Below are 16,725 nucleotides of genomic sequence, written 5' to 3'. Positions count from 1 at the left end.
TGCCTTGGGGACGACCTTTCGGTACACTTTTTGAAAAGGAAATTCAATTGGCAGTAACAATAAAGGATATAGCCCGGGAAGCAGGTGTCTCAAGGGGAACCGTAGATCGGGTTTTACACAACAGGACAGGCGTAAAACCCGAAGTGGCAATCAAAGTCAGGGAAATTGCCGAACGTCTTGGTTTTTTCCCTAACAAGGCAGGAAAAGCCTTGGCTGCGCTCAAGCAACCAATGACCTTTGGTTGCCTCTTGCCCTCCATAGGAAACCCTTTCTTCGATGACCTCATCGATGGACTCAGAATGGCAGAAAGGGAACTTTCTGATTTTGGGGTTTCCGTTGACATCATGCAAGTAAAGTCCTTTGATACGGAAGTGCATGTCCGGACAATCAATGCCTTGAAAGAGAAAAACTATACGGCGCTTTGTATCACTTCAGTCGATGTCCCTGAAGTAAAGCAAGCGATTGAAGCCACCATTGCAAAAGGAATCCCTGTTGTTTGCGTAAATACCGATATCCCTGACAGTGGTAGGCTTTGTTATATTGGGCCGGATTACTACCATGGGGGAAAAACGGCAGCGGGGTTACTTTCCATGATTTGCAAGGAAAAGGCATCCTTGCTCATTTTGACAGGCTCTTTTCATATTCATGGACACAATGAACGAATCAAGGGATTCTTGGAAGGTCTGGAAGAAAGGAAACTTCCCTTTGAAGTCATACAAACTCAAGAAAGCCTGGATGACAATGAACATGCTTATGCAATAACCTTGGAAATATTAGAAAAGAATCCTCAGATCAACTGCATCTACGTAGTAGCGGCAGGAGTGGAGGGAGCTTGTAGGGCAGTCATTGCGTTGAATAAGGAATCCTCGGTTAAAGTGGTCACCTTCGATGATATTCCCACCACAAAAATGCTGGTCAAACAAAAAATCATTTCCTTCACCCTCTGCCAAGAACCGATTCAACAAGGCTATAGAGCAATACAGAAACTCTTTTCCTATATGATGGGAAATCAAAGAACGCCACTCTCGGATTCGATTACCAATACGATAATCAAAATCCGGGAGAATATCGAAGACTAAAGGTCTTTCTTTTGCCAGAGCTTTTCAAGGGAATAGAAATCCCTAAGCTCTGAGCTCATGAGGTGGACAACGATACTGCCACAGTCAATCAATTCCCAACCATCTCCCTGAGGGTTTTTGTGACGGTTGTTTACTTCAAGGCCCAGACTATTGAGCTCACTCCACAATTCATGGGCGACACCCTTGAGGTGGCCTACACTGTTTACTGTTGCAATTACAAAGCAATCTGACCACGAGCATTCTCCGCTTACATCAATAATATTGATATCCTTGCATTTGTGGTCCTCAAGAAACTGGCCAATGATATTTGCATTGGAACTAGTCAAATCAGTCATGATATATTTCTCCTTAGGTCAAGAAGCAAGGCTTCTGCCAGCCATTGCCTGATATACAGGCCAAGCGCTTCCCAATCCGTCTTTGCATCTATTGTGATAAACTGGCCTAAATCATAGGCATGGCAGTATTTCACATCCAAAATCCGATCCAGAATGGAATCCAGACCACTGAGCCTTTGCAGTGTATCGGGCAAGGCTGTTTTCCTCAAGACTCTTGCGCTGCCAACCAACGCATCCAATCGAATCTGGTCAGTAACCATCCCTTTCGATACACCAAGGGTTTCTACTGCCAAGATTTCTGTCAACTCCCTTAAGCGGGCTAAATTTTCCCTATTTGTACCAAACATCCCATCGGAAGGAAAACCTACCAAAGTCTGGACTGCCGATTGTCTGTCCAACCCTACATACTGCGCATAACCATCAACCAAGTCAGGAGGAATCGAAAGGACAATCAGGGATGATCCTTTTTCCAGGAGAACAATAGCCTCCGAACCAAACATTCCATATTTTACATGCACACTTTCCCCATTACAACTTATAAAGAGGAAACTGAGAATACATACAAAAAAGAAACCTTGGCTGCGAAGCTTTCTCAAAGCTCCCCTCCCTCCCTCAAAAATTTCCTCAAGGCCACGGAAGTAAAAGCGGAGCTCTTGCCTTTGCTTTCAAAATAAGCGTCCTGGTTATCGAGCAATCCGCTACACACCTCTTCCAGACTCTTTTTTGCCAACAAGGAATCCCGTTGGTCCCCACTAAGATGGGTTCTTCCCGGTTCCAGAAAATCTGCAATAAAAAGGATCAGCCCCATTCTTCCCATATATATACTTCCGAGCGTATGGTATCGAACGGCAAGGCACAAGGACGGGCTATAGCGTTGTTTGAGTATATCTGCAGCCACTGGACCATGAAGCAACATGGGAATCAGTTTCTCTTCTGGTTCCAGAACCAATTGATGTTCCTTGCTATAGCCTTGAAGCTTCGCATCAGGCCACTCACGTGCAATATCATGCAGCAATCCACACTCATAGCATTCATCAAGTGATATATCCTCATTGAATTGCTGAGCAAGATTGACACAGGTTTGAGCTGTCCCCAGACTATGGAGATAGCGTCGTTCGCTCATACGTGAACGAACTTCCTGCTCAAGAGCGATAAAGTTTGTTTTGCTGAACATAATCAGCAACCTCCTCGCACATCAAGGAACGTATCTCTTCTCCAAGAAGCTCATCGCCTGATAAATTTGCACAAGCCATACGAATTTCTGAAGAAGAATCATCATACACGGCATTGTCTACAAATTCCAAATCCAGGGAAGAATCCTTGAATTCAGGGGCAGAGGCATCCCGACGAATAACCACAAAGGAGACAAGCTCCTTCAAGGCGTCAAATTCATGCCATTTGTGCAACCCCGGTAAAAGGTCATCTCCCATGACAAAACCGAGCCGTCCCTTGATGCTGTACTGCAGATACAGATGTTTGACTGTGTCATAGGTATAGGAAACCCCACCCCTTTTCAATTCACAGTCATCGACCAACAGTTCACATTCAGGATCCTCGGGATAGAGCCGTCTATAGGCATCAAACCCAAGACGCAGCATGGCAAGCCGGTCTTCAGCATTTGCCAGTCTTGCTCCACGCTTAAAATTATTCAAGGCAACAGGAACAAAAATGAAGCGACGGTAGTTCGTTGAATTCAACACCGTGTGCACCAAATGAAGATGCCCCAGGTGAACGGGATCAAAACTTCCCCCGACCATGGCTGTAGGAACTACCGAAACCATTACCATTCTCCTCCTATTGCTCGAAAGGTTCTTCAGGATACTCTGCATCATGATCGATAACAGAGGAAAAACCACCAACGGTACTTGCCTTGAGAACCTGGAGCGCAGGATTCTCTGCATCTCCTACCATCTTGATAAAGGCCTGCTTTACTTCCTCTACCCCTTGTTCATAGTACACGCAAAGTCCAAGGATTTCTTTATCCGGATATTTTGCTTGCAACTGCTTCAAGTGTTCGGGGGCATCGGGCTCATCCATTTTGGTACCGATGAGAACCTGCTTCTTTTCCAAGAGCATGGGTTCAAAGGATTGAAGCTCCTGGCACAACACCTCATAGGCTTCAAGATAGCGATCATCACTCAAATCTATGAGAAACGCCAATCCTGTCGTACGACTGATATGCCGGAGAAACTTAATTCCCATTCCGGCGCCTTGGCTGGCTCCCTCTATAAGTCCGGGAATATCAGCAAGTACTATATCATGATCCCCATACCGGAACATACCAAGCTGAGGAATTTTTGTCGTGAAAGGATATCCTGCAACTTTTGTCCGGGCATTGGTCAACATATTGAGCAAGGAAGATTTACCTGCATTGGGAAAGCCGACAAAGCCGATATCGGCAATGACTAAAAGCTCCACCCCTACACGCATTTCCGAGCCTTTTTCCCCTGGCTGGGCAAAACGAGGAGTTTGTCTGGTTGAACTCTTGAAATGAAAGTTCCCCTGACCCCCGCGGCCTCCTATAAGGAACGTCCAACTATCAAGTCCCGTAAGGTCCTTGATTATCTCTCCCGTCTGGGCATTTTTGATAACAGTACCCGGAGGAACGGGAATTTCGATATTCACGCCATCCCTACCGTAACATTTTGCTCCTGAACCATTCCTACCGTTTTCTGCCCGGTAAGATCGAACCATCTTGAGATGCCCCAAAGTTCTGAGATTATTTTTTACGACAAAGACGACATCCCCGCCACGGCCACCATCACCACCGTCCGGGCCTCCCTTGGGGATATATTTTTCCCGTCGGAAAGAAACACAACCGTTGCCCCCGTTTCCGGAGGCAACATCAATATAGGTCTCATCTGAAAATCCAAACATGCGTTAGTTTTCTCTGGCCTGGGGCCATTTTCGTTGAATAACTACTACTCGGTTACGATGCTGATGTACTTACGATTGTTCCGTACATGAAACAAGACAGTACCTGCAGCCTTTGCAAAAATAGTATAATCAGAACCCACACCGGCATTCTGACCAGGATGAAATACTGTTCCGTGCTGGCGAACAATAATTTCACCTGCTTTTACGACTTGGCCACCGAATCGTTTTACACCCAAGCGCTGTGAGTTGGAATCGCGACCATTGCGGGAGCTTCCGCCACCTTTCTTATGTGCCATTTTCCTTACTCCTTATGCAATGATTTGATCAATTGTGATCAACGAATACCGCTCACGATGACCTTGGGTCCTGCGATATCCTTTACGTTTTTCATATTTGAAAACTCTGATCTTGACACCTTTTTTATCACCAACATAGGTTGCTTTAACCTTTGCGTCAGCAATATAGGGAGTGCCAAACTTTGCACTGTTCTCATCGACAACGGCGAGGACAGTTGCGTACTCGAGTGAAGAACCTTCTTCCATCTTGCTGATCAAATCAACTTGAATGGTTTCGCCTTCAACTGCTTTGTACTGCTTTCCGAGAATCTCTACAAGTGCGTACATGCCGATATTCATCCTTAAAATTAGTTTGTGCTCAGTTCTTATACCATATATCAAAGAAACAAAACAAGAAATTAATGATATAAATGCTTTAAAATGAAAGAAAAGCATCTTGAAAACCTACCTACCGATAGGTTAGTATTAATGCATGCATACTACTGAAATGAAAAAACAACTTACCGTATCATTGTTAAAAATGGCTTCAGAGAAGGGCTTGGATACCGTTTCGCTCTCGAATCTGGCAAAAGAAAACAAGATTACCAAGGCATCCATTTTCCATCATTTTGCCAATCGGGAAGCTCTGGTTTCCCATCTGTTTGATTACTGCTCAAAACTTGCCTATACCCAACAAGTAACCATACCACTTGGAGGAACCGCTGAAGAAGTACTGCTCAGAGCCATGGATCACTGGCATGAAATGTATACCACGGAACCACTTTGTTGGTTCTATAGAATCGTAGAATCTGAAAAACTCACCCACAGTGAAGCTGGGGCAATAAGCAAAACCCTGGGGGAAATGGTCGACGGGCAAAGCAGAATCCTTTTGGAGACCCTTTCGGATTCAAGAAGGCTTGCCATTGAAGAACTCGATTTGGCTGTCCTGACATTCAGTTCCACAGTACAAAACTTCCTGTCCAAGGCAATGGTCGGAAATGATCCCGATATACCTTGGCAGGAAGAACGATTCATTGCAAGATTCTGTAAACTCTATGCAATGGAGTAGGTTTACATCGATTCGAGAAAGGGAATTCCAATAAGAGTGAAAGCATTCTGGAGAACCTGCAACACCATTCTGGACAACTCAATTCTGGCTCTGACAAGACTCTTGTCGCCTGCCTTGAGAACAGGATTGTCGTGATACCACTTGCTGAAGAGCCTTGACACTTCATACAAATACGTACAAATGGAGGAGGGATCCAATTCAGCCCCTGCTTTCTCGACAATCTGAGGATAGATGGCAAGCTGTTTGATGAGCTCCCGCTCATCACTCAAGGTGAGCATACTGCTATCAAACCCGATACCTTCGTACTGTTCTCTCTCTGCTTCGAATTTGTTGAGCATACTGAAAATCCTTGCTCCCATATATTGGAGATACGGTCCTGTATTTCCTGCAAAAGAGATGGACTCCGCTGGATTGAAAACCATGTCCTTGGTCGGAATGACCTGGAGCAAATAGTAATTCAAGGCCCCCAAGGCGATGTTTGAGGCAGTCTTGGCAACATCCCCGACCATCTCCTCACGTTGCTTCTCATGTATCTCAAAAGCGGCCAATTCACTTAGCTGACTGACCAATTCATCAGCATCGACAACAGTACCCTCACGGCTTTTCATCTTGCCATCGGGGAGATTCACCATTCCGTAGGAAAGATGATGAAGATCCTTCGCCCATTCATACCCAAGAAGCCCAAGTACATAGAACAACACCTTGAAGTGATATTGCTGTTCACTGGCAACTACATACACCAAGGAATCGAACGGCCAATCCTGATGACGCATAATCGCGGTACCGACATCCTGGGTCATATACAGGCTTGTGCCATCCTTTCTGAGCAAGACTTTCTTATCAAGATTTATCGGGGCCAAATCAACCCACACCGAACCATCCTCTTCCTTATAGAACACCCCATCTGCAAGGCCTTTGAGAATTTCATCCTTGCCGAATTTATATGTGTTCGATTCATAATAGAAGGCATCGAAACTGATTCCCATGGTCTTGTAGCTGTCGGCGAGACCTTCAAGAGTCCAGGTATTCATGGTTTCCCAAAGTGCCATAACCTCTGAATCGCCCTCTTCCCACTTGCGAAGCATGGCCTGGGCCTGATCCTCGGCGGTAGGATCTTCCTTGATGCCCAATTGGCAAACTGAACATAGTACTTCCCTACAAAATGATCACCCTCTTAGCCCGGTGGACGCAGGAGTCTCTCCATTGCCAAATTTTTGGTAGGCAAGCATTGATTTACAGATATGCACCCCGCGGTTATTGATCAGGTTTACTTTCCTGACCTCTGCCCCGTTGGCTTTGAGAATGGCAGAGATACTCTGGCCAATGCTATCATTGCGCATATGCCCCAAATGAAGGGGCTTGTTGGTATTCGGGCAACTGAACTCGACGGTCACTCGCTTACCCTCCATCGTTGCATTGGTACCATAGGCATCTTTCTGCACTGAAATCTCATTGGACAACTCCCTGGCAAGGGCAGACATATCAATTCGAATATTGAGATACGGCCCGGCAACGATTATATCTCCCAAGGGGAGATTTGAAAGTTTCTCCAACCGAAGCTTGAGCTCAGAAGCAAGTTTCGGGGCTGCCATCCCCAAGAGCTTGGCATAGGCAAAAAGGGGAAAGGCAATATCACCCATTTCCGGTTTGGGAGGAGTCTGGACGGCAAGAGGAGCAAGGACAACCTTGTCCCCAAGTAATTCATGGGTATATATTCCGATTTGCTCTTCTACAAGAGCTTTCCATAACTGACGTACTTTAACTAACATACTATTTTCCTTATCCGAGAAGTCGGTAAACTATACTATAACAAAACTCATACATCAAGCCGGATGCTGATCTCCCCTGTTCCCAGGGTCTCCCTGCTGCTATCCTGATATTCGACGGTCAAATGGGCCTGGTTGTCTATTTCCACACCCTTTGCCAACCGTTTTTGTTTCTGGTTGATGACCAGTATCTTCTTTCCCAGGATAATCGAACTACGACGATATTCCTCAAGGAACGAATTGTCGGGAAGTATGTCGCTCAAGGCCAATACGCCATGAACTATCTCGGCAGCCAGGACGTTCGGATCCACACCATCAGGAACCTGGGAAAACCCATCGTACAGAGAGGTGACTATCATTTGCAACTGTGGATCAAAAGCGGTAGAAGGTGTCGAGAAATTCACCCCTATTCCAACGACCAACGAAGAGAGAGTCCCTGATTCAACATCAATGACTCCTTCAGTAAGTATTCCACAAACCTTCTTGTTTTTGTAAAACAAGTCATTGACCCATTTGATGCCCAACTCAAGATTGCACACTTTTTTGACTGCCCTGCTTACGGCAACCGCCGCTGCACTGGTGACCAACAAGGCATCTTCTGTCTTGCAACGAGGGCGGAGGATCACACTTATATACATTCCGCCCTTGGGACTGGCAAAGGTTCTTCCCAACCTTCCCCTCCCCTCGCTCTGGAAAGCAGAGATGACAGCAGTCCCATGCACTGCCCCTTCTCCAGCGAGCTGTTTTGCATATCGATTGGTGGAATCAATGACTCCGAAAAAATGCAGGGGATGAGGGGAAAGCAACGATTCAAGCTGCGTTTTATCCAATAATTCCGACGTGGGCACCAATCGATACCCTTTATTCGTAACAGCATCGATACAGTACCCTTCATCCCGTAGGGTCTCAATGGCTTTCCATATCGCGCTTCGGCTTATCGAAAGGTTACTGGCAATCAATTGGCCCGAAACATACGTATCCTCATGGTCATAAAGATAGGATAGGACATCTTGAACGGTATTCATGGGAAAATGATAGCGAAACAAAGCTGGCAAGGCAAGTAGATTGTCAACCTAAAACTAGGTTTACAAGTAGAAATCGATATATGATAGGGTCATTCTCATGAACAATAGAAAAACCATTTGTGACATCACTTTTCAGTGCCCTCATGATTGTCGGGGCCTATCTACGTTTCCCCTTGCCTCCCGTACCCATTACCTTGCAGACAATGTTTGTACTTTCTTGCAGGAATGCTCGGGGGAAGAAAACTAGGGAACTTTTTCAACAGCTATCTATCTTTTGCTCGGAGCAATCGGCTTGCCCGTCTTTACTTCGGGGGGCGGTCTGGGAAGCTTGTTGGGACTCTACGGGAGGCTACTTGATCAGGAGTGCTTCCGGCAGCCTTGCTTGCGGGAATCGGCAGCGACCTAGGAACCAAGGCCGGTACGAAACACTCCTATGCAAGTCGGCTGTTTCTTGGGTGGATTGGCCGGGACACTCGCAATTTATCTTATCGGGGTACCATTCTTGAAGTATAACCTGAACCTGGGTTGGGGTGCGGCCCTTAAGGCAGGAATGCTTCCGTTCCTGATCGGCGATGGCATCAAATTGGTGGTAGCCATAACGGTTGCCAAAAGTTTTTCAGGACGTATCAGGACCTTTCTGGCACCCCAACAAACTGAATAAGAAAAAATAGGGGTGGCAACTATTGAAATATCCATATGAAGAACCGTATGGTATAGCCATGAAAATATGTAAAGAGCAAAGCTTTGATGCAAGTGAATACGTACAGACATTCCTGGGAACTTTTGACAGGATTTCAGGGACTGCCAACTTTCATGGGATGAAGCTGCTTCCCCAAATGCTAATTATCGGAGAAATCGCAAACGACCTGATGGAACTGATGTTCCCGGGACGTTGCGGCCACGACAAACCCTCTGAGAGTTTGGAAGAGATACTCGCCCGACAACTGGACAAATTTTGCTCTCAGTTGAAAACACAAATACTACTCGCCTATAAATATGAAAACCCTGATATGGATGAATGCTTGTTGGTTGAAAAGACTGATCAAAACCTCAGGCAACTCTGCCTTCTGCTACCATCCATCCGGCTAGCACTCAAGCAAGATGCCCAGGCCGGGTTTGACGGAGATCCAGCAGCCAGGACCGTAGGGGAAGTAATCCTTTCCTACCCTTGCATCAAGACACTCACGATTCATAGGGTTGCACATGAACTATTTCGCATGGGAATACCGCTTATCCCTCGAATGTTCAATGAATATGCCCACAAGGAAACGGGCATCGACATTCACCCGGGTGCCGAAATCGGACCATCCTTCTTCATTGATCATGGAACAGGTACGGTAATAGGGGAAACTTCTGTCATCGGAAAAAATGTCAAGCTCTACCAAGGAGTAACTCTGGGGGCCTTGAGCTTTCCCAAGGATGCTTGCGGGATGTTGGTAAGGGGAACCAAACGTCATCCTACCCTGGAAGACAACGTCACCATCTATTCAAATGCCACTATCCTCGGGGATATAACCGTAGGGGAAAATGCCGTGATAGGGTCGAACGTCTGGATCAAGGAAAACGTCCCACCTGATACCATGGTTGTGCTGCAGGAACCCAAAATCACGTTCCGTGACCTGAAATCAAAAAAACGTCAGTGAATTCTTTGCATATCAAGCGTGTCATTGAGAAGAACCATATTTACATGGTCTTCCCAGTTTCCGTTGATATACAGATAGTTTTTCGATAGTCCCTCGTTACAGAAATTCAGGGAAGAAGCCAAAGCCAGACTTGCCTCGTTGCGAGGCATGATATTCGCTTCCACCCGGTGAAGCAATAGGGTGTCGAAGGCATAGGAAAGCACACTGGATACTGCCTCCTTGCCATACCCCTGCCTTTGCAGGGAAGTATCAATGCTATATCCCAGGGTACAGGAACGAAACACTCCCAATACGATTTCATTGAGGTTGACCGTGCCCACCAGGGCTCCCCCATTTTTTTTTGTAAATACCAGCGGAAGCTTTCGTTTCTGTTCATACAATCTGTGTTGCTTCTCGCATACATAGAGAAAATTGGCCAAGGTGAAATAGCTATCGTTCCGGGCAATGGAATACTGCCGGAAGGTCTCCCTGTTCCTCAATTCATAGGCCAGCAACTGCCTTGCTCCTGTCTGATCAAGGACAAAAGCAGAAAGATGCTCGGTTTCGAAGAGCTTATGCATGGCACAAAACAGCTGGTTTTGCCGTTTTTTCTGTAATCTTGCCAAACGTACCTTTCAACAAGAGCCCTTCCTTGGAAAAAGGAGGAGCTTCCAACACCTTCACGTCAATATAATTGCCAGTAAGTCCAGACCAGTAGCCACCCTTGCGGTTCTGTAGGATTACCTCGGTCTCCTTGCCACTCTGCCTGGCCAGGTATTCTGCATGAAGTCGCTGCGACAACTGTCGCAGGCGCAAGGCCCGTTCATCCCTGAGGCTTTCCGGCACTTTGTCATGGGCAAGATACAAGGCAGTGTCAGGCCTCGGCGAAAAAGGAAATACATGCATCTGGGCAAATTTCTGATTTTCAAAATACCTGAAGGTCTCCTCAAACTCAGCATCACCCTCTGCAGGAAGGCCGGTAATTACATCGGCTGCCAAAAAAGGATCATCCTTTACTTGCCTGAGACGTTCCAAAATCGAGGTAAGGTGTTCCACGCTATAATGCCGGTTTACCCGTATAAGAACCTTGTCACTGGCACTCTGCACAGGAATATGGAAATGAGGTTGCATCCTATAATCTTGTAGGGTATCGAGCAAACGATCATCGATATGGTCTGGCTCCAGGGAACTGAGACGAAGCCGGATGGAAGGCCCCAGCTTAACCAGCAATTTTTCCAGCAAACCACCCAATCCATCCTTTCGGTGGTCGTACATGGTCAGATTCACACCAGTAAGCATAATCTCGCTGAAACCAGCTTCCTCGAGCGCAAGAGCTCGTTCGACAACGGTATCGGAGTCGAGGGAAAGGGCCTTGCCCCTTGCAATATGGACCCTGCAATAGGCACAGGCATTGTCACAACCATCCTGCACTTTCAGATAAGCTCTGCTGTGGTAGGAAAAAGAGGCGGCATCATAGTCAAATACGGAAGCCTTTCCATCAGAGAAGGACAAACACCCCGAGCGAAGGTCGAATCCTGAGAGAAAGGATGTGTTGAGGTGTTTTGCCAACTTCAACAAATGGGCCTTCTTTTCAAGGGGCACAACGATGACATTTTCAGAAAGTGATGCCAGCTCTTCTTCATTTACCTGGGCATAGCATCCTGTTGCAACGGTAACTCCCATGGCGGCGAACTTGCGAATCATTCTCCTCGCCTTCTGCTCTGCCTTGCTTGTCACCGTACAGGTATTTACAATATACAACTCTGCAGGGATCTCTTCACCGACAATGGTAAACCCTTCCTGTGCAAAAGAATCGGCAATAGCCTCACTTTCGCATTGGTTGAGCCTGCAACCCAACGTATATACACAAACGTTCATGTTCTCATCTCCTGTTCCTTGAGTACCTGCATTACGGTGTCCAAGGAACCTTTCAACCCCATGCGCATTTGTTTTGCATAGGGATTGAATCGTTGCAAGTCGTAAAAAAGTTGCAAGGGGTCATTACAGGTCTGCTCTACGATAGACATCAAGGTCTTGTACCCGGTAGTTGCCAATTGGGTATCCTGAAGATTGAGCTCAGAGAGCGTCCGCCCGATAAAATGCGTAATACCCTGGGACCAGGCAGCTTCCCGGTCATGTTGGTCACACGTCATCTCTATGACTTGCAGTTTCCAATTCTTGAATTCCTCTACCCAGAAGAGAAAATCTTCCTTAGGGCAATTACCCGGACAAAGGACCATCGGAAGGCCTTGCACTCCATTTTTTCCTGAGTCAGGACCAAACATCGGATGGGCTGGAATGGTTCTGATAGAAGAAGGGAGCAACTCCCGCATTTTTTTTGCCGGATAGAGTTTGACAGAACAGGTATCGAACACAAGGGTAGCCGGTCCGATACGACTGGCTGTTTTTTCCAGGACCTCAGCGAAAGCGCTGATGGAGACGCAGAAAAAAAGCACATCACAGCCAAGGACCTCATCTTCGGTCCCCAATTGCACCCCTTGCGGTGGTTGTTTTGCACTTCGTCCGTATCCTGTTACCCGAAATCCATGGTTTGCAAGTTCCCGTGCCCAGAAAGCCCCAAAACGGCCAAGGCCGTAGACTCCGATACTCATTGTTCTGTCCATGGCGGGTATTGTACTGAAAACAAGGCCACCTAGCAAGAAGAGCGTTGCAACCATTTGGCCAGAAACAAAAAGAATAAGGCAATTGCCATGACCACTGAGAGTAAAAGCAGTCCCCATACCAGAGAATAACGTTGCGAAATAGCTCCGACTGCCAAAGGAACGATAAGTTTGCCAATGACGGAACTGATCATGTGAAGATTTGCTACCTGATCTATATCCTCGGACCAACTCATGATCTCAAGAATCTGACTGGAGGGATTTATGGCCCCGAAGGAAAAACCAACCAGGACCATGGTCAGGTAAGCATAATACAGGGTATTGCTAAAAGCGAGGAATCCCAAAGAAAGGGATGCAAGGAAACAAAGCACCTTCAAGGGGAGAAACGGACTGTTTACTTTCTTGAGTACCGGCATGATAAAAATACGGCTTGTGGAACTCCCGACATAATATAGGGAGAACGCAAGGGCAACCTGGGTACTGCTTGCTCCCAATTGTCTTTGGAAAAACAACAGGGGATAGACACTGCAACAGAATTCAACTGAGCTGTAAAATATAAGAAACAAGAAAAATGGCAGGAAATCCCTTTTTCTCAGCAAGGAAAAGCTATCCAGAAAAGGTACTTTCCTTTTGGGAGGTTTCATCAAGGCAGGAATTGCCCTGGCCTTGGGCATGGACAATAAGAACAAGAAGGTCATCAACAGAAAGATTCCCGACATCTGGTAATAACCAATGAACCATCGGGGTCCCTTTATCATCGCTATGTAGACACCACTGGCTACACTGGCCAAGCTATAGATCAAATGGGTCAACGGGATGTTTACCGTTCGTCGTTTTGGGTCGCAGAGCACCATGACGCTATAGCTGCAACTCCAATAATAATACCCTAAAAGTGAGTTTATCATGAACGCAATTCCAAACGAGTAAAGGGAACGAGAAAATCCCATGCCCAAAAATCCGAGCCCTGCCCCTATGATCCCGAAAATCATCACCCTATAGGAACCCAGGCGTTTAACGAGGGAAGGAAGCAACAAGAAGGATATGAAGGTGCCAATCTGGCTCACGCTCATGATGGTACTGAGCTGAGTCAAATCAATGGAACAGGTTTGCTGGATATCGGCACTCATGGTGCCAAAAAGGTTTCCGGCAAATGCAAAGACAACTATCATGCCAAACAGAAGGTTTCGGATTGCCATGGCCCAAAGCCTATCATACAAAACAAGGAGATTACAGCATCCCACGACACTTTTCCAAGAAGGTTAATAGTGGTATTCTTCAAACAAGTAAAATACATTTCCTGCCAAGGAGCAAAACAATGAAATTCGCAGAAAAAATGAAAGCACAGGCAGTCGCGGCAAACAAGAATCTTGTGCTTGCAGAAGGGACGGAGCCGAGAACCATTCAGGCCGCCCGCAAGATTATCGATGAGAAAATTGCAAGATCAGTCACGCTTGTCGGTAAGATAGAAGCTGTCAAGGCAGCAGCAAAGACCCTGGGAACCTCACTTGAGGGCATCATCATCGAAGACCCTGAGACGAGCGAAAACCGAAAGGCCTTCGGTAAGGAATATTACGAACTACGCAAACACAAGGGCATGACCGAAGAGGAAGCCTTTGAAGGAATAACCCAGCCCTTGCGTTGGGGTGCAATGATGGTACACCTCGGGAAAGCCGATGCAATGGTTGCCGGAGCAGAAAACACAACGGGCAATGTCCTGCTGGCAGCCTTTACCATCATCAAGTGCAAACCTGGCATCAAGTATGCTTCTTCTTGCTTTGTAATGGCCACGGACAAGACTGAACTCGGCGCCAATGGCTCCTTTATCTTTGCCGACTGTGCAACCATCCCGAATCCAACAGCAGAACAGCTTGCAGAAATTGCCGAAGCTTCGGCAAATTCCTGTGCAACCTTCCTTCAGGCTGAACCAAAGGTCGCCATGCTCTCCTATTCCTCGAAGGGATCGGCAAAGGGTGATTTGGTCGACAAAGTTGTCAATGCCACCAACCTCGTCAAGGCAAAATGCCCTGATTTGGCTATCGATGGCGAGTTGCAACTTGATGCTGCTATCATCGGCAGCGTAGCAAAGAGCAAAGCTCCTGGTTCAACAGTAGCCGGAAGTGCAAACACCTTGATCTTCCCCGACCTCCAGGCTGGCAACATCGGCTACAAACTTGTACAAAGACTTGCCGGGGCTGAGGCCTATGGCCCAATCCTTCAGGGATTTGCAAAACCTGTAAGCGATCTCTCCCGTGGTTGTTCCGTGGAAGATATCGTAGTTACAGCCTCAATAACCTTGGCACAGGCAGCAACCCTCTAAAAAACAAGCAAATTTCCCTAAAAAAACGAGGTTCCCAAGAGCCTCGTTTTTTTCATGTGATTTCTGTTGCCACTCAATTTACTTTTCGTTACGATTAGTCAGCTTTTCAAGGAGAAAGCTCCCATGCAAGCTTCCAAACGGAATAGGGATCTGCTTGACCCTTCACTTCCCGTACGTTCTGTAATCTGGTATCTGGCCTGGCCAACCATCGTTGAGCAAATTCTCCAAGTCACCGTAACCTATGTCGATTCCGCCATGGTAGGGTCCCTCGGTGCCGAAGCTACTGCGGCAATCTCAATCAACAATTCCATGATTTGGCTGATAAATGGCTGGATGAACGCCATAGCAATCGGATTCGCTGTCTTGATGGCACGCAACCTCGGATCAGGGAATACACAGAAAGCAAAAGAAACCGTCAAACAAGCCTTGACGGCTTCACTGGGTTACGGCTGTATTCTCACCCTCTTACTTTCTGTCGTAGCCAGTTACCTGCCAGTCTGGATGGGGGCTACTCCAGAGGTAAGCCCCCTGGCCTATCAATACATGAAATATATTGCAATCGGATATATACCCAATCTCATGATGATTGTAATCGGGGCTTTGCTAAGAAGCAGCGGCGATTCCAGGACTCCCCTATATCTGAATGCACTCAATAATCTTGTCAACATCATGCTGAACCTGTTCTTCATTTTCCCTTCGGTAACGATTGGGAGTCATTCGTTCAAGGGACTGGATATGGGGGTAAGCGGGGCATCCCTGGCCACGACCCTCGCCTGTTCCTTTACGGCACTTCTCTTGCTTGTCTCACTTTTTACCCAGGAGAAAGGAATCAAGATATCCTTGAAAGGAAGCTGGAAATACAATGGGCATATCCAGGCGCAAGCTTTGAGATTGGGAATACCTATGGCCCTTGAACGTACCACCCTCTCCTTTGGGCAACTTGCCTTGACCAGGATGGTAAGCAGTTTGGGAACAGCAGCCTTGGCTGCCCACTATATTGCAAACACAGCAGAATCAATTACCTATCTTCCCCCATCAGGAGTCGCTACGGCAGCCACGACCCTCGTAGCTCAATCGCTGGGAAAGGGGGATGCTCCCTTGGCCAAGAAGTTTGCGGATAATTGTGTAATTGCAGGAACCTTGTTGATGAGCACCATGGCAGTGTTCATGTATATCTTTGCCCCCCAGCTCATACATTTTTTCTCCCCTGATCCGGGAGTAATAGCCCTGGGAACAAAGGTGCTTCGGATCGAGGCTTTTGCAGAACCAGCCTTCGGTCTATCCTTATTGGTCTTCGGGGTGCTCAGGGGAGCCGGGGATATGAAAGGCCCGTTTGCAATATCGCTGGCCGGAATGTGGATACTCAGACTCCCCCTTGCCTGGATTCTTCTGAAAACAACCAACCTAGGATTACAAGGAATATGGATTGCCATGATGAGTGACCTTATCCTCAGGGGAATTATCAGTTTTTTTCGGTATCGAAGCGGAGTTTGGCAGAAAATCTGGAAATAGCCTCACTGAGAGCAAGAAACTGTGGCCAATCCAGTTGCTCGGCACGCTTGGAAGGAATGATGTTGCTTTCAAGAAGCACTGCATCAATACCCTCGCGTCCTATGCTTGAGCCTACTTTTCCTGACAGCAGGTTATTTTTCACTGTCTTTCTACGTTGGGCAAACAAATCGCGAATGACCAACACAAAAGAGGGTCGCAAGGAAGCATCGACCAAAGGGACAGCTCTC

General features: G+C 46.9%; 17 protein-coding genes and 3 pseudogenes. 6 read left to right on the top strand and 14 right to left on the bottom strand.

Annotation, left to right across the window (positions count from 1 at the left end; all coding sequences use genetic code 11):
• Window positions 1–47: 47 nt before the first annotated feature.
• A complete protein-coding gene (locus ACHZBG_RS02850; RefSeq protein ID WP_320127933.1) occupies window positions 48–1,079 on the top strand; it encodes a LacI family DNA-binding transcriptional regulator in 1,032 nt (343 codons plus the stop codon).
• On the opposite strand, the gene rsfS is transcribed toward ACHZBG_RS02850, so the two are convergent.
• The 7 genes from rsfS to rplU all read right to left on the bottom strand — a co-directional run bounded on the left by rsfS (window position 1,076) and on the right by rplU (window position 4,914).
• Window positions 1,076–1,414: a ribosome silencing factor gene (gene rsfS, locus ACHZBG_RS02845; protein ID WP_320127932.1), complete on the bottom strand. Its 339-nt coding sequence runs from the start codon at window positions 1,412–1,414 to the stop codon at window positions 1,076–1,078. The two genes, ACHZBG_RS02850 and rsfS, sit on opposite strands and share 4 nt — an antisense overlap.
• The gene (locus tag ACHZBG_RS02840) at window positions 1,411–1,932 is read right to left on the bottom strand and encodes a hypothetical protein (RefSeq protein ID WP_320127931.1); all 522 of its coding nucleotides are present in this window, start codon (window positions 1,930–1,932) and stop codon (window positions 1,411–1,413) included. The genes rsfS and ACHZBG_RS02840 overlap by 4 nt, the downstream gene beginning before the upstream one ends.
• Before the next feature lie 74 nt (window positions 1,933–2,006).
• On the bottom strand, window positions 2,007–2,588 hold the full coding sequence (gene yqeK / locus ACHZBG_RS02835; protein WP_320127930.1) for a bis(5'-nucleosyl)-tetraphosphatase (symmetrical) YqeK: 582 nt from the start codon (window positions 2,586–2,588) through the stop codon (window positions 2,007–2,009).
• A complete protein-coding gene (nadD, locus tag ACHZBG_RS02830) occupies window positions 2,557–3,195 on the bottom strand; it encodes a nicotinate (nicotinamide) nucleotide adenylyltransferase (protein WP_320127929.1) in 639 nt (212 codons plus the stop codon). Before nadD ends, yqeK begins: the two co-directional genes overlap by 32 nt.
• 13 nt (window positions 3,196–3,208) lie before the next feature.
• Window positions 3,209–4,291, bottom strand: coding sequence for an Obg family GTPase CgtA (gene cgtA / locus ACHZBG_RS02825; RefSeq protein WP_320127928.1), 1,083 nt, complete (start codon window positions 4,289–4,291; stop codon window positions 3,209–3,211).
• A gap of 44 nt (window positions 4,292–4,335) precedes the next feature.
• Window positions 4,336–4,587 carry a 50S ribosomal protein L27 gene (gene rpmA, locus ACHZBG_RS02820; protein WP_320127927.1) on the bottom strand — a complete coding sequence of 84 codons (252 nt, stop codon included), beginning with the start codon at window positions 4,585–4,587 and terminating at the stop codon, window positions 4,336–4,338.
• Window positions 4,588–4,599: 12 nt separating this feature from the next.
• On the bottom strand, window positions 4,600–4,914 hold the full coding sequence (rplU, locus tag ACHZBG_RS02815) for a 50S ribosomal protein L21 (RefSeq protein ID WP_320127926.1): 315 nt from the start codon (window positions 4,912–4,914) through the stop codon (window positions 4,600–4,602).
• A 145-nt stretch (window positions 4,915–5,059) separates the two neighbouring features.
• On the opposite strand from rplU, the gene ACHZBG_RS02810 reads away from it, so the two are divergent.
• Window positions 5,060–5,635: a TetR/AcrR family transcriptional regulator gene (locus ACHZBG_RS02810; RefSeq protein ID WP_320127925.1), complete on the top strand. Its 576-nt coding sequence runs from the start codon at window positions 5,060–5,062 to the stop codon at window positions 5,633–5,635.
• A 2-nt stretch (window positions 5,636–5,637) separates the two neighbouring features.
• Here the strand turns inward: ACHZBG_RS02810 and argS are convergent.
• Both argS and ACHZBG_RS02800 read right to left on the bottom strand, forming a co-directional pair.
• Window positions 5,638–7,404, bottom strand: a pseudogene (gene argS / locus ACHZBG_RS02805) (arginine--tRNA ligase).
• 47 nt (window positions 7,405–7,451) lie between these two features.
• Complete coding sequence (locus ACHZBG_RS02800; protein ID WP_320127924.1) at window positions 7,452–8,426, bottom strand: biotin--[acetyl-CoA-carboxylase] ligase; 975 nt, start codon at window positions 8,424–8,426, stop codon at window positions 7,452–7,454.
• Between the two features lie 274 nt (window positions 8,427–8,700).
• Between ACHZBG_RS02800 and ACHZBG_RS02795 the strand changes: the two are divergent.
• Together ACHZBG_RS02795 and epsC are read left to right on the top strand one after the other, a co-directional pair.
• A pseudogene (locus ACHZBG_RS02795) lies at window positions 8,701–9,087 on the top strand (biotin transporter BioY).
• Between the two features lie 58 nt (window positions 9,088–9,145).
• Window positions 9,146–10,069 carry a serine O-acetyltransferase EpsC gene (epsC, locus tag ACHZBG_RS02790; protein ID WP_320127923.1) on the top strand — a complete coding sequence of 308 codons (924 nt, stop codon included), beginning with the start codon at window positions 9,146–9,148 and terminating at the stop codon, window positions 10,067–10,069.
• Here the strand turns inward: epsC and ACHZBG_RS02785 are convergent.
• From ACHZBG_RS02785 to ACHZBG_RS02770, 4 genes are read right to left on the bottom strand one after another with little or no spacing between them, the layout of a single operon-like run.
• The gene (locus ACHZBG_RS02785; RefSeq protein ID WP_320127922.1) at window positions 10,063–10,629 is read right to left on the bottom strand and encodes a GNAT family protein; all 567 of its coding nucleotides are present in this window, start codon (window positions 10,627–10,629) and stop codon (window positions 10,063–10,065) included. The genes epsC and ACHZBG_RS02785 overlap by 7 nt on opposite strands.
• Complete coding sequence (gene mtaB / locus ACHZBG_RS02780; RefSeq protein WP_320127921.1) at window positions 10,622–11,926, bottom strand: tRNA (N(6)-L-threonylcarbamoyladenosine(37)-C(2))-methylthiotransferase MtaB; 1,305 nt, start codon at window positions 11,924–11,926, stop codon at window positions 10,622–10,624. The genes ACHZBG_RS02785 and mtaB overlap by 8 nt, the downstream gene beginning before the upstream one ends.
• Window positions 11,923–12,672, bottom strand: a complete 750-nt coding sequence (locus ACHZBG_RS02775; protein ID WP_320127920.1) for a prephenate dehydrogenase/arogenate dehydrogenase family protein — start codon at window positions 12,670–12,672, stop codon at window positions 11,923–11,925. The genes mtaB and ACHZBG_RS02775 overlap by 4 nt, the downstream gene beginning before the upstream one ends.
• A 29-nt stretch (window positions 12,673–12,701) precedes the next feature.
• Complete coding sequence (locus ACHZBG_RS02770; RefSeq protein ID WP_320127919.1) at window positions 12,702–13,865, bottom strand: MFS transporter; 1,164 nt, start codon at window positions 13,863–13,865, stop codon at window positions 12,702–12,704.
• A gap of 119 nt (window positions 13,866–13,984) precedes the next feature.
• Between ACHZBG_RS02770 and pta the strand changes: the two genes are divergently transcribed.
• Complete coding sequence (gene pta / locus ACHZBG_RS02765; protein WP_320127918.1) at window positions 13,985–14,986, top strand: phosphate acetyltransferase; 1,002 nt, start codon at window positions 13,985–13,987, stop codon at window positions 14,984–14,986.
• Window positions 14,987–15,109: 123 nt separating this feature from the next.
• A complete protein-coding gene (locus ACHZBG_RS02760; protein ID WP_320127917.1) occupies window positions 15,110–16,498 on the top strand; it encodes an MATE family efflux transporter in 1,389 nt (462 codons plus the stop codon).
• On the opposite strand, the pseudogene ACHZBG_RS02755 reads toward ACHZBG_RS02760, so the two are convergent.
• A pseudogene (locus ACHZBG_RS02755) lies at window positions 16,449–16,725 on the bottom strand (ribosomal RNA small subunit methyltransferase A); the annotation flags it as partial. The gene ACHZBG_RS02760 and the pseudogene ACHZBG_RS02755 overlap by 50 nt on opposite strands.

Origin of the sequence: uncultured Sphaerochaeta sp. (genome assembly GCF_963676625.2) — a bacterium.
In the GTDB taxonomy this organism is placed as follows: domain Bacteria; phylum Spirochaetota; class Spirochaetia; order Sphaerochaetales; family Sphaerochaetaceae; genus Sphaerochaeta.
Note: the sequence above shows the minus strand (reverse complement) of the source record. Positions and strands in the feature narration are given on the sequence as shown.

Excerpts from the sequence above, each read along its gene's own strand:
- yqeK (WP_320127930.1), bottom strand. The coding sequence starts at position 2,588 with ATGTTCAGCAAAACAAACTTTATCGCTCTTGAGCAGGAAGTTCGTTCA.
- ACHZBG_RS02785 (WP_320127922.1), bottom strand. The coding sequence starts at position 10,629 with ATGCATAAGCTCTTCGAAACCGAGCATCTTTCTGCTTTTGTCCTTGAT.
- ACHZBG_RS02770 (WP_320127919.1), bottom strand. The coding sequence starts at position 13,865 with ATGGCAATCCGAAACCTTCTGTTTGGCATGATAGTTGTCTTTGCATTT.
- cgtA (WP_320127928.1), bottom strand. The coding sequence starts at position 4,291 with ATGTTTGGATTTTCAGATGAGACCTATATTGATGTTGCCTCCGGAAAC.
- ACHZBG_RS02800 (WP_320127924.1), bottom strand. The coding sequence starts at position 8,426 with ATGAATACCGTTCAAGATGTCCTATCCTATCTTTATGACCATGAGGAT.
- nadD (WP_320127929.1), bottom strand. The coding sequence starts at position 3,195 with ATGGTTTCGGTAGTTCCTACAGCCATGGTCGGGGGAAGTTTTGATCCC.
- rpmA (WP_320127927.1), bottom strand. The coding sequence starts at position 4,587 with ATGGCACATAAGAAAGGTGGCGGAAGCTCCCGCAATGGTCGCGATTCC.
- rsfS (WP_320127932.1), bottom strand. The coding sequence starts at position 1,414 with ATGACTGATTTGACTAGTTCCAATGCAAATATCATTGGCCAGTTTCTT.
- rplU (WP_320127926.1), bottom strand. The coding sequence starts at position 4,914 with ATGTACGCACTTGTAGAGATTCTCGGAAAGCAGTACAAAGCAGTTGAA.
- epsC (WP_320127923.1), top strand. The coding sequence starts at position 9,146 with ATGAAAATATGTAAAGAGCAAAGCTTTGATGCAAGTGAATACGTACAG.
- pta (WP_320127918.1), top strand. The coding sequence starts at position 13,985 with ATGAAATTCGCAGAAAAAATGAAAGCACAGGCAGTCGCGGCAAACAAG.
- ACHZBG_RS02775 (WP_320127920.1), bottom strand. The coding sequence starts at position 12,672 with ATGGACAGAACAATGAGTATCGGAGTCTACGGCCTTGGCCGTTTTGGG.
- ACHZBG_RS02760 (WP_320127917.1), top strand. The coding sequence starts at position 15,110 with ATGCAAGCTTCCAAACGGAATAGGGATCTGCTTGACCCTTCACTTCCC.
- ACHZBG_RS02810 (WP_320127925.1), top strand. The coding sequence starts at position 5,060 with ATGCATACTACTGAAATGAAAAAACAACTTACCGTATCATTGTTAAAA.
- mtaB (WP_320127921.1), bottom strand. The coding sequence starts at position 11,926 with ATGAACGTTTGTGTATATACGTTGGGTTGCAGGCTCAACCAATGCGAA.